The sequence below is a fragment of the Streptomyces sp. NPDC002853 genome, from assembly GCF_053591915.1.
Genome location: NZ_JBSFUS010000011.1, coordinates 158,790 through 171,327, shown reverse-complemented (window position 1 = coordinate 171,327; position 12,538 = coordinate 158,790). Strand labels below are relative to the sequence as shown.

At 68.3% G+C, this 12,538-nt stretch carries 10 protein-coding genes; 7 read left to right on the top strand and 3 right to left on the bottom strand.

Annotated elements, in window-relative coordinates:
• The first annotated feature begins 113 nt into the window (after positions 1 to 113).
• The 7 genes from ACWD02_RS29660 (at position 114) to pgi (ending at position 9,113) form a co-directional block, all read left to right on the top strand.
• The gene (locus tag ACWD02_RS29660; protein ID WP_451215642.1) at positions 114 to 3,095 is read left to right on the top strand and encodes a M14 family zinc carboxypeptidase; all 2,982 of its coding nucleotides are present in this window, start codon (positions 114 to 116) and stop codon (positions 3,093 to 3,095) included.
• A 189-nt stretch (positions 3,096 to 3,284) separates the two neighbouring features.
• Positions 3,285 to 4,295: a type I glyceraldehyde-3-phosphate dehydrogenase gene (gene gap, locus ACWD02_RS29655; RefSeq protein WP_365827291.1), complete on the top strand. Its 1,011-nt coding sequence runs from the start codon at positions 3,285 to 3,287 to the stop codon at positions 4,293 to 4,295.
• Between the two features lie 107 nt (positions 4,296 to 4,402).
• Positions 4,403 to 5,614: a phosphoglycerate kinase gene (locus ACWD02_RS29650; protein WP_451215640.1), complete on the top strand. Its 1,212-nt coding sequence runs from the start codon at positions 4,403 to 4,405 to the stop codon at positions 5,612 to 5,614.
• 6 nt (positions 5,615 to 5,620) lie between these two features.
• A complete protein-coding gene (tpiA, locus tag ACWD02_RS29645; protein ID WP_451215638.1) occupies positions 5,621 to 6,397 on the top strand; it encodes a triose-phosphate isomerase in 777 nt (258 codons plus the stop codon).
• Between the two features lie 125 nt (positions 6,398 to 6,522).
• Positions 6,523 to 6,753 (top strand): preprotein translocase subunit SecG, encoded by a 231-nt coding sequence (gene secG, locus ACWD02_RS29640; protein WP_135329442.1) that lies wholly within the window; start codon positions 6,523 to 6,525, stop codon positions 6,751 to 6,753.
• Between the two features lie 192 nt (positions 6,754 to 6,945).
• Positions 6,946 to 7,281, top strand: coding sequence for an RNA polymerase-binding protein RbpA (locus ACWD02_RS29635; protein ID WP_363208051.1), 336 nt, complete (start codon positions 6,946 to 6,948; stop codon positions 7,279 to 7,281).
• Between the two features lie 179 nt (positions 7,282 to 7,460).
• A complete protein-coding gene (gene pgi, locus ACWD02_RS29630) occupies positions 7,461 to 9,113 on the top strand; it encodes a glucose-6-phosphate isomerase (protein ID WP_451215635.1) in 1,653 nt (550 codons plus the stop codon).
• Between the two features lie 65 nt (positions 9,114 to 9,178).
• Here the strand turns inward: pgi and pgl are convergent, their stop codons facing one another.
• The 3 genes from pgl to zwf are packed head-to-tail and all read right to left on the bottom strand — an operon-like array spanning position 9,179 to position 12,533.
• Positions 9,179 to 9,982 (bottom strand): 6-phosphogluconolactonase, encoded by an 804-nt coding sequence (gene pgl / locus ACWD02_RS29625; RefSeq protein ID WP_451215633.1) that lies wholly within the window; start codon positions 9,980 to 9,982, stop codon positions 9,179 to 9,181.
• Positions 9,979 to 11,013: a glucose-6-phosphate dehydrogenase assembly protein OpcA gene (gene opcA, locus ACWD02_RS29620; RefSeq protein ID WP_451215631.1), complete on the bottom strand. Its 1,035-nt coding sequence runs from the start codon at positions 11,011 to 11,013 to the stop codon at positions 9,979 to 9,981. The genes pgl and opcA overlap by 4 nt, the downstream gene beginning before the upstream one ends.
• Positions 11,010 to 12,533 carry a glucose-6-phosphate dehydrogenase gene (gene zwf, locus ACWD02_RS29615; protein WP_451215629.1) on the bottom strand — a complete coding sequence of 508 codons (1,524 nt, stop codon included), beginning with the start codon at positions 12,531 to 12,533 and terminating at the stop codon, positions 11,010 to 11,012. Before zwf ends, opcA begins: the two co-directional genes overlap by 4 nt.
• Positions 12,534 to 12,538 lie beyond the last annotated feature (5 nt).

The following is a 12,538-nucleotide window of genomic DNA, read 5'->3' as shown; positions in this document are numbered from 1 at the left end:
GGCTTCTTCGCGTTCCGGCACACCTGACCCTTCACGCCATATTGACATGATCATGAAGTGTCACGAGCCTGGCGTTCGCGCACAAATGTGCCGGACAACCGCAAGGGGGGCTCATGAGACCAAGAGAGAGATCCAAAAGATCCAGAGCCGGTTTCAGATCCGTCGTCGCCGCGGGCGCGCTGCTCGTCGGCGGCCTCGTCGCAGTGCCGCACGCGCAGGCGGACAGCGGGGCGAACGCCCCGGCCGCCGACGACCCGGCGGCCGTGAAGGTCTACGAGGCCGTGGTCACCGAGAAGCAGATCCCGATCCTCGTCGAGGCGGGCCAGGACGCCCACGAGCTCGCCGGGCAGACCCGCGACGGCGGCGCCGCCCGCGTCGAGGTCTATCTGACCGAGGCGCAGGCAAAGGGCGTCGAGCACGAGGGCGTGAAGCTCACCGAGCAGAAGGTCTCGGCCGGTACGCAGCAGAAGCTCAAGGCCGCGGGGGACGGCGTCTTCCGCCCGTACAGCGGCAAGGGCGGGCTCAAGGAGGAGATCGTCAAGACCGGTCAGGCCCACCCGGGCCTCACCAAGGTCGTCTCCATCGGCAAGACGCTCAACGGGCAGGACATCCTCGCCCTGAAGCTCTCCAAGGGCGCGAGCAAGTCCAAGGACGGCTCCAAGCCGTCCACGCTCTACATGTCCAACCAGCACGCGCGCGAGTGGATCACCCCCGAGATGACCCGCCGCCTGATGCACCACTACCTCGACAACTACGGCAAGGACCAGCGCATCACCAAGCTCGTGAACACCACCGAGCTGTGGTTCGTGCTCTCCGCCAACCCCGACGGATACGACTTCACGCACGCCCCCGACGGCGACCGCCAGTGGCGCAAGAACCTCCGCGACATCGACGGCGACGGCAAGATCGCGGCGGGCGACGGCGTCGACCTCAACCGCAACTTCGCCTACAAGTGGGGCTACGACAACGAGGGTTCGTCCCCGGCGCCCTCCTCGGAGACCTACCGCGGCACGGGCCCCATGTCGGAGCCCGAGACCAAGGCGCTGGACCGCTTCCAAAAGCGCATCGGCTTCACGTACGGGATCAACTACCACTCCGCGGCCGAACTGCTCCTCTACGGAGTGGGCTGGCAGGTCGCCACGCCGACCCCGGACGACGTCCTCTACAAGGCGCTGAACGGCACCCCGGAGAAGCCCGCAGTGCCCGGCTACCACCCGCAGGTCGCCTCCGAGCTCTACACCACCAACGGCGAGGCGGACGGCCACGCGGGCAACATCAACGGCATCTCGATGTTCACGCCGGAGATGTCCACCTGCCAGACGGTCTCGAACATCGACCCGAACGACCCCTGGAAGCCCGAGGAGTGCGCCTCGATCTTCACCTTCCCGGACGACGAGAAGCTGATCCAGGACGAGTTCGCCAAGAACGTCCCGTTCGCGCTCGCGGTCGCCGAGACCGCACTCCACCCCGACCAGCCGGTCTCCGTCAGCGGCATCGAGGCCCCCGACTTCACCCCGGACTCCTTCACGGACTCGTACGCACGCGGCGGTGACCAGGAAGTCGCCGTCACCGCACGCAAGTCGGTGCGCGACAAGGAGCTCAACTACCGCGTCAACGGCGGCCGCACGCACGACGAGGATCTCAAGGCCTGGAAGGGCGGCGAGACGTACGGCGGCGAGGACAACCTCCACTTCGACCAGTACCGCGCCGAGGTCGAGGACGCGCGCGCGGGCGACAAGGTCGAGGTGTGGTTCACCGGCCGCAACAAGAAGGGCAAGACGGAGAGCCCGCACTTCACGTACACCGTCACCGAGCGGGCCAAGGCCAACACCCTCGTCGTCGCCGAGGAGGGCACCACGGCGACGCAGGCCCAGAAGTACGTCGACGCCCTGAAGGCCAACGGTCGTTCGGCCGTGGTCTGGGACGTCGCCAAGAAGGGGGCCCCGCATCCGCTCGGCGTCCTGTCGCACTTCTCCGCGGTCGTGCACCACACCGGCGACCCGGTGCCCGGCGCACCCACCCAACTCGCCCTGCGCGCCTACCTCAACGAGGGCGGCAAGCTGATCGAGTCCGGTGAGCGCGCGGGCGGCAACGTGGACCTCGGGGACGCGCTGACCGACGACTTCGCGCAGTACTACCTCGGCGCCTACGAACGCCTCTCCGCACCCGGCGCCACCAGCTTCGAGGGCAGCGGCGCCCTCAAGGACGTCAAGACACCGCTGGCGGCGGCCGAGGGCAACCCGCTGGACAAGGCGGGCCGCTACACCGTCACGTCCGACAGCCTGCCCGCCGACGAGTTCCCGCAGTTCAAGAGCGCGGCGGCAGGCAGCTACCCCGGGCTCGCCAACCCGTACGCACCCTTCGAGGGGCAGGGCATGGCATCGGCGTCCCATGCCGACCAGGACTGGAAGCGGCTGACGCGCACCATCGACCTGACCGGGGTCACGGCCGCGGACCAGCCGCAGCTGCGGTTCCAGCTCAACTGGAACCTGGAGACCGGCTACGACCACGGCGTCCTGGAGGCGCACACCGCCGGCACGGAGGACTGGACCACGCTGCCGGACTCGAACGGCAACTCGTCCCAGGCGGTGCCCGCCGAGTGCGGGGCCGGGTTCTTCATCAACGGCCACCCGTTCCTGCGCCACTACCTGACGCAGTCGGCCACCGGCTGCACGGCGTCCGGCACCAGCGGCGCCTGGAACAGCTTCACCGGGTCCTCCGGCGGCTGGAAGCCCGTCTCCTTCGACCTCAGCGCCTACGCGGGCAAGACGATCGAGGTGTCGCTCAGCTCCATCACCGACCCCTCCAGCGGGGGCCGCGGACTCTTTGCCGACAACGCTCAGCTTGTGATAGGGGGCAACGCCACGCAGACCGAGGGATTCGAGGCTTCGCTGGGCACCTGGGCGGTCGCTCCGGCGCCCCCCGGGAGCCCCAACATCACGGGTGACTGGGCCCGTACGGGGGAGCTCTACAAGCCCTATGCGGCCGTCACAGCGCGTGACAGCGTGCTGCTCGGCTTCGGGTTCGAGCATGTACCCGGAAGTGCCGAACGGGCCGCTCTTATGGGCGCATCCCTTGCACATCTGCGCCGCTGACGCTGCGTAATCAATGTCCGAATCGCGGTGGCTCGTGCTCCCTACTCGGGGGTACGGGCCACCGTGCCGTCCGGACCCCCTGTCGATGTCACCCAAAGGCCATCAGAGAGGTAGGGTCGGAGGCGGTCGGGGACATCCCATACAACTCGCCGGCGTCTGCAACCGGCGTACCAACGAGGAGATCGGTTCGTGACGATCCGCGTAGGCATCAACGGCTTCGGCCGCATCGGGCGCAACTACTTCCGGGCGCTGCTCGAGCAGGGTGCGGACATCGAGATCGTGGCTGTCAACGACCTGGGTGACACCGCGACTACCGCGCACCTTCTGAAGTACGACACCATCCTGGGCCGTCTCAAGGCCGAGGTGTCGCACACCGAGGACACCATCACGGTCGACGGCCACACCATCAAGGTGCTGTCCGAGCGCAACCCCGCGGACATCCCGTGGGGCGAGCTGAACGTCGACATCGTGATCGAGTCGACGGGCATCTTCACCAAGAAGGCCGACGCCGAGAAGCACATCGCCGGTGGCGCGAAGAAGGTCCTCATCTCGGCTCCGGCCAAGGACGAGGACATCACCATCGTGATGGGCGTCAACCAGGACAAGTACGACGCGGCCAACCACCACGTCATCTCGAACGCGTCCTGCACCACCAACTGTGTGGCGCCGATGGCGAAGGTTCTCGACGAGAACTTCGGCATCGTCAAGGGCCTGATGACGACGGTCCACGCGTACACCAACGACCAGCGCATCCTGGACTTCCCGCACTCGGACCTGCGTCGCGCCCGCGCCGCCGCCGAGAACATCATTCCGACCACGACCGGTGCCGCCAAGGCCACCGCTCTGGTCCTTCCGCAGCTCAAGGGCAAGCTCGACGGCATCGCGATGCGCGTCCCGGTCCCGACCGGCTCCGCCACCGACCTCGTCGTGGACCTGCAGCGCGAGGTCACCAAGGACGAGGTCAACGCCGCGTTCAAGAAGGCCGCCGACGACGGCGACCTCAAGGGCATCCTCTTCTACACCGAGGACCCGATCGTGTCGTCCGACATCGTCAGCGACCCGGCCTCCTGCACCTTCGACTCCTCCCTGACCATGGTCCAGGAGGGCAAGACGGTGAAAATCCTCGGCTGGTACGACAACGAGTGGGGCTACTCCAACCGCCTCGTCGACCTCACGGTCTTCGTCGGCGGTCAGCTCTGATCAGCAGAGCAGACACCTCGATGTGAACACAGGGTCCGGGCCGCGCAATACTGCGTGGTCCGGGCCTTGTTGCACGTCAGCCCTCTAAAGGAGTCCTGAGTCCAGCCATGAAGACGATCGACGAACTTCTCGCCGAAGGGGTCGAAGGCAAGCGGGTCTTCGTCCGCGCCGACCTCAATGTGCCGCTCGCCGACGGCACCATCACCGACGACGGCCGCATCCGCGCCGTCCTGCCGACCGTCACCAAGCTCGCCGAGGCGGGCGCCAAGGTGATCGTCGCCTCGCACCTCGGCCGCCCCAAGGGCGCCCCGGACCCGGTGTTCTCGCTGCTTCCCGCCGCCGAGCGGCTCGGTGAACTCCTCGGCAAGCCCGTCGCGTTCGCCCAGGACACCGTCGGCCCCGCCGCGCACGACGCGGTCGACGGTCTCGAGCCCGGCCAGGTCGCCGTCATCGAGAACCTCCGCTTCAACGCGGGCGAGACGTCCAAGGACGACACCGAGCGCGGCGAGTTCGCCGACAAGCTCGCGGCCCTCGCGGATGTCTACGTGGGCGACGGTTTCGGCGCCGTGCACCGCAAGCACGCCTCCGTGTTCGACCTCCCGGCGCGCCTGCCGCACTACGCAGGATTCCTCATCGCCACCGAGGTCGGCGTCCTGAAGAAGCTCACCGAGGACGTGCAGCGCCCGTACGTCGTCGCGCTCGGCGGCGCCAAGGTCTCCGACAAGCTGGCCGTCATCGACCAGCTGCTCGGCAAGGCCGACCGTCTGCTCATCGGCGGCGGCATGGCGTACACCTTCCTCAAGGCCCAGGGCCACGAGGTCGGCATCTCCCTCCTGCAGGAGGACCAGGTCCCGACCGTCAAGGAGTACATCAAGCGTGCGCAGGAGAGCGGCGTCGAGCTGGTCCTCCCCGTCGACGTGCTGGTCTCCACCGAGTTCCCGGACCTGAAGACCAAGGCCCCGGCCAACCCCACCACGGTCGCCGCGGACGCCATCCCGGCCGACCAGGAGGGTCTCGACATCGGTCCCGAGACCCGTAAGCTCTACGCCTCGAAGCTCGCCGACGCGGCCACCGTCTTCTGGAACGGTCCGATGGGCGTCTTCGAGCACCCCGACTACGCCGAGGGCACCAAGGCGGTCGCCCAGGCGCTCCTCGACTCCCCGGCCTTCACGGTCGTCGGCGGCGGCGACTCCGCCGCGGCCGTCCGCACGCTGGGCTTCGACGAGAACGCATTCGGCCACATTTCCACCGGCGGCGGCGCCTCCCTCGAATACCTCGAGGGCAAGACGCTCCCCGGCCTCGCCGCACTGGAGAACTGACACCTGATGACTACGCGTACCCCGCTGATGGCGGGCAACTGGAAGATGAACCTCAACCACCTCGAGGCCATCGCCCACGTCCAGAAGCTCGCCTTCGCCCTGGCCGACAAGGACTACGAGGCCGTCGAGGTCGCCGTCCTGCCCCCCTTCACCGACCTGCGTTCGGTGCAGACCCTGGTCGACGGCGACAAGCTCAAGATCAAGTACGGCGCCCAGGACATCTCGGCGCACGACACCGGTGCCTACACCGGCGAGATCTCGGGCCCGATGCTCTCCAAGCTGAAGTGCACGTTCGTGGCCGTGGGCCACTCCGAGCGCCGTCAGTACCACGACGAGACCGACGAGATCTGCAACGCGAAGGTGAAGGCCGCCTACAAGCACGGCCTGACCCCGATCCTCTGCATCGGCGAGGGCCTCGACATCCGTGAGGCCGGCCAGCAGATCGAGTACACCCTTGCGCAGCTCGACGGCGGTCTGAAGGACCTCCCGGCCGAGCAGGCCGAGTCCATCGTCATCGCGTACGAGCCGGTGTGGGCCATCGGCACCGGCAAGGTCGCGACCCCCGAGGACGCCCAGGAGGTGTGCGGCGCGATCCGCGGCCGCCTCGCCGAGCTGTACTCGCAGGAGCTCGCCGACAAGGTCCGCATCCAGTACGGCGGCTCCGTGAAGTCCGGCAACGTCGCCGCGATCATGGCGCAGCCCGACGTCGACGGCGCCCTGGTGGGCGGCGCGGCGCTCGACTCGGAGGAGTTCGTCAAGATCGTCCGGTTCCGCGACCAGTGAGTATGCGGTAGCGCCGATACGTCGTACCCTTGCGGGGGCCGGGCGGCTTCGCTGAGCGAGGCATCCGGCCCCCGTCGTCGATACAGAGTCGATTCAGATCCGAGGAAGTTGGTCCAGCCGTGGTTATGGGGTTCTCGATCGCCCTGATCGTCTTCAGCCTGCTGATGATGCTCCTTGTCCTGATGCACAAGGGCAAGGGCGGCGGTCTTTCCGACATGTTCGGTGGCGGCATGCAGTCCTCCGTCGGCGGCTCGTCGGTCGCCGAGCGCAACCTCGACCGCATCACTGTCGTGGTCGGTCTTCTCTGGTTCGCGTGCATTGTCGTGCTCGGCCTGTTGATGAAGGTGAACAACTGACCGCGAAAGCGGCTTGATTGCCACCTTGCGAAAGCTTCGCTTAAAGCCCCATGTACGGTGCGCGCCGCACGGCGCGGATTATCATGGGGCTTGCGTCTCTGGGCGGGGTGTAACTCCAAACACTGGACGCGCGTTGGGCCTTACGTAGACTGAGGCGCCCGCAGCAGCACCATCACGCAGGGAGTTACGACCGTGGCAAGTGGCAACGCGATCCGAGGAAGTCGGGTCGGGGCGGGGCCGATGGGCGAGGCCGAGCGCGGTGAGTCCGCGCCGCGACTGCGCATCTCCTTCTGGTGCTCCAACGGACACGAGACGGTGCCCAGCTTCGCCAGCGACGCGCAGGTCCCCGATACCTGGGACTGCCCCCGCTGCGGCTTCCCGGCAGGTCAGGACCGGGACAACCCACCGGATCCGCCTCGTACGGAGCCGTACAAAACGCACCTGGCGTACGTACGCGAGCGGCGCACCGACGCGGACGGCGAGGCGATCCTCGCGGAGGCGCTGGCGAAACTGCGGGGCGAGATCTAGAGCGTGAGAAGGGCCGGACATCGGTGGATGTCCGGCCGCTGTGTTTTTCATGTGGCGTTTACTGGCACGTGTGCGGACAGACAGCTTCAGAGATCTCATATCGGGCCCTGATCAATTAGGTTGGAACGTGCAGCGGGGCAAGGTACGTACACAGGTACGAGAGAAGGCTGAAGTCCGAGATGAACGCAGAAAGCCGCGCCAGGCTCAACCAGACGCCCGAATGGGCGGCGATCGGCAAGCACCGGGAGCAGCTGGGGGAGGTGCAGCTGCGTGATCTTTTCGCCAAGGACCCGGCGCGCGGCACGCAGTACACGCTCCAGGTCGGCGACCTGCACGTCGACTACTCCAAGCACCTCGTCACGGACGAGACGCTGACGCTCCTGCGCGAGCTCGCCGCGACCACCGACGTCTTCGGCCTGCGGGACGCCATGTTCCGCGGCGAGAAGATCAACACCACCGAGGACCGCGCCGTCCTGCACACGGCGCTGCGCGCCCCGCGGGACGCGGTGATCGAGGTCGACGGCGAGAACGTGGTGCCGGCCGTGCACGCCGTGCTCGACAAGATGAGCGCCTTCGCGGACAAGGTCCGCTCCGGCGAGTGGACCGGGCACACCGGCAAGCGCATCAAGAACATCGTGAACGTCGGCATCGGCGGCTCGGACCTCGGCCCCGCCATGGCGTACGAGGCGCTGCGCTCGTTCACCGACCGCGACCTCACCGTGCGCTTCGTGTCGAACGTCGACGGTGCCGACCTGCACGAGGCCGTGCGGGACCTGGACCCGGCCGAGACGCTGTTCATCATCGCCTCGAAGACGTTCACCACGATCGAGACGATCACGAACGCGACCTCCGCGCGTGACTGGCTCCTGACCGGCCTGCGCGCCGACCAGAGCGCCGTCGCCAAGCACTTCGTGGCCCTGTCGACGAACGCCGAGAAGGTCTCCGACTTCGGCATCGACACGGCCAACATGTTCGAGTTCTGGGACTGGGTCGGCGGGCGCTACTCGTTCGACTCGGCGATCGGTCTCTCGCTGATGCTCGCGATCGGACCCGACGGCTTCCGTGAGATGCTCGGCGGCTTCCACCTCGTCGACGAGCACTTCCGCAACGAGCCCGCCGAGTCGAACGTGCCGCTGCTTCTCGGCCTGTTGGGCATCTGGTACGGCAACTTCCACGACGCCCAGTCGCACGCGGTCCTGCCGTACTCGCACTACCTCTCCAAGTTCACCGCCTACCTCCAGCAGCTGGACATGGAGTCCAACGGCAAGTCGGTGGGCCGTGACGGAGAGCCGGTCGACTGGCAGACGGGGCCGGTCGTCTGGGGCACCCCGGGCACCAACGGCCAGCACGCGTACTACCAACTCATCCACCAGGGCACGAAGTTGATCCCGGCGGACTTCATCGGCTTCGCCGAGCCGGTCGCCGATCTGCTGCCGGGGCTTGTCGCCCAGCACGACCTCCTGATGGCCAACTTCTTCGCGCAGACGCAGGCGTTGGCCTTCGGCAAGACGCCCGACGAGGTGCGGGCCGAGGGTGTGCCGGAGGAGCTCGTCCCGCACAAGACGTTCAAGGGCAACCACCCGACGACGACGATCCTCGCCAAGGAGCTGACACCGTCGGTTCTCGGTCAACTCATCGCGCTCTACGAACACAAGGTGTTCGTGCAGGGCGCCGTGTGGAACATCGACTCCTTCGACCAGTGGGGCGTCGAGCTCGGCAAGGTCCTCGCCAAGCGCATCGAGCCCGCCCTGACGGAAGGCGCCGACGTGGCGGACCTCGACGGGTCGACCACGGCGCTGGTCGAGAAGTACCGGACGCTGCGCGGGCGTTGAGCCGCTGAAACGCGAAGGCCCGGCCCGCCGAGAGGCGGTCCGGGCCTTCGCGCCGTGCGAAACGCTCAGGGCGAAGCCGGCGGATACAGGTCGCGCGGCAACTGCGAGGCCGCCGCCCTGTCCAGCAGCCACAGCGTCCGCGACCTGCCGTACGCGCCCGCGGCGGGCGCCTGTACCTCACCCGCGCCGGACAGGGCGATCGCTGCGGCGTTGGCCTTGTCCTCACCGGCCGCGAGCAGCCACACCTCGCGCGCCGCCCGGATCGCCGGGAGCGTGAGCGTGATGCGCACGGGCGGCGGCTTGGGCGCGCCGTGCACGCCGACCACCGTCCGCTCCGTCTCACGGACCGCCGGCAGCTCCGGGAAGAGCGAGGCGACATGGGTGTCCGGGCCGACGCCCAGCATCAGTACGTCGAACGTCGGTACCGGGACGCCCGTGGCGGCAGCCACTGATTGATAATGCTCGGGCCCCGCGGCCGCGGTGAGCTCGGCCGCGTACATCCCGGCCGCCGCGTCCACCTCGTACGCGCCGTCCGACGCGGGCATCGGATGCACCCGGGCCGGGTTCAGGGGCACCGAGTCGAGCAGCGCCTCCTTGGCCTGGGTGTAGTTGCGCTCCGGGTCGCCGTCCGGCAGGAAGCGCTCGTCGCCCCACCACAGGTCCAGGCGCGACCAGTCGATCGCGTCCTTCGCCGGGGACGAACTCAGTGCCGCCAGCAGGCCGTTGCCGTTGCGCCCGCCGGTGAGGACCACCGAGGCGAAGCCGCGGGCGGCCTGCGCGTCGACGATCTTCGTGATGAGGCGGGCCGCGGCGGCCTGCGCCATCAGCTCCTTGTCGCGGTGCACCACCAGCTGCGGGGCCGTGCTCACTTCGTCGCCGCCTTCTTGGCCGCGGCCTTCTTCGCCGGAGCCTTCTTGGGCTCCTCGGAGGCCGCGGCGTCCGACTCGGATGCGGGCGCCGTCTTCTCCTGGGGGTTCTCGCCCAGGCGGTCCACGCCGAACCTCAGCGCGGACGCGTAGGTGTCGTCCGGGTCGAGACGGCGCAGCTCCTCGGCGATCAGCTCGGCCGTCTCGCGGCGCTTGAGCGCCACCGCGCGGTCGGGCTGCCCCTGGATGGAGAGCGTGGCCAGCGAGCCGTCGGCCCGGCCGAGCACGATGGGACCGCAGTCGGTGTCCATGCGTACGCCGGTGAGGCCGGGCCCCGCGGAGAGCGAGCGCTTCACGGGGACGTCGAGCCGGTCCGCGAGCCACATGGCGAGCAGCTCGCAGCTCGGGTTGAACTCCTCGCCCTCCACCTCGACCGACGTCACCTTGCAGGCGACCTGGTCGAGAGCGGCGGCGAGCATCGAGCGCCACGGGGTGATCCGGGTCCAGGAGAGGTCGGTGTCGCCGGGGTGGTAGGCCTCGGCGCGCGCGGTCAGCTCGTGGATCGGCTGCTCGGCGGCGTACGTGTCCGTAACGCGGCGCTGGGCGAGCGCGCCAAGGGGGTCCTTGGCCGGGTCGAGCGGCGCGTTGACCGGCCACCACACGACCACGGGGGCGTCCGGGAGCAGCAGCGGCAGGACGACCGACTGGGCGTGGTTGATGACCTCGCCGTAAAGACGCAGGACCACCGTCTCGCCGGTGCCCGCGTCCGCGCCCACCCGCACCTCGGCGTCGAGGCGCGACGTCGTGCGGTCACGGGGTGAGCGCGCGGCGCGCTTGATGACGACCAGCTTGCGCGAGGGGTGCTCGCGGGACGCTTCGTTGGCGGCCTTCAGCGCGTCGTAGGCGTTCTCCTCGTCGGTGACGATGACGAGGGTGAGCACCATGCCGACGGCCGGGGTGCCGATCGCCCTGCGCCCCTGCACGAGCGCCTTGTTGATCTTGCTGGACGTGGTGTCCGTAAGGTCGATCTTCATGGGCGACGCCAGCTCCGTCCGTCTCGTGCGAGCATTTCGTCCGCCTCGGACGGGCCCCAGGTCCCGGACGAATACTGCGCGGGCTTGCCGTGCTTGTCCCAGTACTCCTCGATCGGGTCGAGGATGTTCCAGGAGAGCTCGACCTCCTCCGTGCGCGGGAAGAGGTTGGCGTCGCCGAGCAGGACGTCCAGGATCAGGCGCTCGTACGCCTCCGGGCTGGACTCGGTGAAGGACTCGCCGTAGGCGAAGTCCATCGACACGTCGCGGATCTCCATCGAGGTGCCGGGCACCTTCGAGCCGAACCGGACCGTGATGCCCTCGTCGGGCTGGACGCGGATGACGATCGCGTTCTGGCCCAGCTCCTCCGTCGCCGTGTGGTCGAAGGGGGAGTGGGGCGCGCGCTGGAAGACGACCGCGATCTCGGTGACGCGGCGGCCCAGACGCTTGCCCGTGCGGAGGTAGAAGGGGACGCCCGCCCAGCGGCGATTGTCCACCTCCAGCTTGATGGCCGCGTAGGTGTCGGTCTTCGACTTGGGGTCGATGCCCTCTTCCTGGAGGTAGCCGACGGCCTTCTCGCCGCCCTGCCACCCCGCGGCGTACTGGCCGCGGACCGTGCTCTCGCCGAGGTTCTTGGGCAGCCGTACGGCGCCCAGGACCTTCGCCTTCTCGGCGACCAGCGCGTTCGCGTCGAAGGAGGCGGGCTCCTCCATCGCGGTCAGCGCCATCAGCTGGAGCAGGTGGTTCTGGATGACGTCACGGGCCGCGCCGATGCCGTCGTAGTAACCGGCGCGGCCGCCGATGCCGATGTCCTCGGCCATCGTGATCTGGACGTGGTCGACGTACGACCGGTTCCAGATCGGCTCGAACATCTGGTTGGCGAAGCGGAGCGCCAGGATGTTCTGGACGGTCTCCTTGCCGAGGTAGTGGTCGATCCGGAACACCTGGTCCGGGTCGAACACCTCGTGCACGATCGAGTTGAGCTCCTTGGCCGACGCCAGGTCGTGCCCGAAGGGCTTCTCGATGACCGCGCGGCGCCAGGAGCCCTGCGGGGCGTCCGCGAGCTCGTGCTTCTTGAGCTGCTGGACGACCTGCGGGAAGAACTTCGGGGGCACCGACAGGTAGAAGGCGAAGTTGCCGCCCGTGCCCTGTGCCTTGTCGAGGTCCTGGATGGTGGCCTTGAGCTGCTCGAAGGCGGCGTCGTCGTCGAAGTTGCCCTGGACGAAGCGCATCCCCTGGATGAGCTGCTGCCAGACCTCTTCACGGAACGGCGTACGCGAGTGCTGCTTGACGGCGTCGTGGACGACCTGGGCGAAGTCCTCGTCCTCCCAGTCGCGGCGCGCGAAGCCGATGAGCGAGAAGCCCGGCGGCAGCAGGCCACGGTTGGCGAGGTCATAGACAGCGGGCATCAGCTTTTTACGGGACAAATCGCCCGTGACGCCAAAGATGACCAGGCCCGACGGCCCCGCGATACGCGGGAGCCGTCGGTCTGCGGCGTCACGCAGCGGATTGCTGCTTGACAAGATGG

Coding starts and splice junctions, on each gene's coding strand:
- ACWD02_RS29660 (WP_451215642.1), top strand. CDS start 114: ATGAGACCAAGAGAGAGATCCAAAAGATCCAGAGCCGGTTTCAGATCC.
- ACWD02_RS29650 (WP_451215640.1), top strand. CDS start 4,403: ATGAAGACGATCGACGAACTTCTCGCCGAAGGGGTCGAAGGCAAGCGG.
- tpiA (WP_451215638.1), top strand. CDS start 5,621: ATGACTACGCGTACCCCGCTGATGGCGGGCAACTGGAAGATGAACCTC.
- secG (WP_135329442.1), top strand. CDS start 6,523: ATGGGGTTCTCGATCGCCCTGATCGTCTTCAGCCTGCTGATGATGCTC.
- pgi (WP_451215635.1), top strand. CDS start 7,461: ATGAACGCAGAAAGCCGCGCCAGGCTCAACCAGACGCCCGAATGGGCG.
- opcA (WP_451215631.1), bottom strand. CDS start 11,013: ATGAAGATCGACCTTACGGACACCACGTCCAGCAAGATCAACAAGGCG.